Source organism: Escherichia sp. AM3 (assembly GCF_032029835.1).
Classification (GTDB): Bacteria; Pseudomonadota; Gammaproteobacteria; order Enterobacterales; family Enterobacteriaceae; genus Escherichia; species Escherichia coli.
In genome coordinates this window covers 1-242 of sequence record NZ_JAVUPQ010001256.1, presented here as the reverse complement: position 1 = coordinate 242, position 242 = coordinate 1, and the positions used below count along the sequence as shown (strand labels likewise).

At 52.1% G+C, this 242-nt stretch carries 1 pseudogene; it reads left to right on the top strand.

Annotation, left to right across the window (positions count from 1 at the left end):
- Window positions 1–242: pseudogene (locus RTW80_RS30550) on the top strand (mannosyl-3-phosphoglycerate phosphatase-related protein); the annotation flags it as partial.

Sequence of the window (242 nt, the reverse complement as noted above, 5' to 3'; positions counted from 1 at the left end):
AAATCATCCAGGTATTAAATACGCTGCGTGAGAAAGAGCATTTTAAAGTCACAACTTTTGATGACGTCGACGATGAAACCATCGCCGAATGGACGGGATTAAACCGTAGCCAGGCGGCACTGACGCAGTTACATGAGGCATCTGTAACGCTTATCTGGCGCGACAGTGACGAGCGGATGGCGCAATTTACCGCCCGTCTGAACGAGCTGGGCTTGCAGTTTATGCAGGGGGCGCGCTTCTGG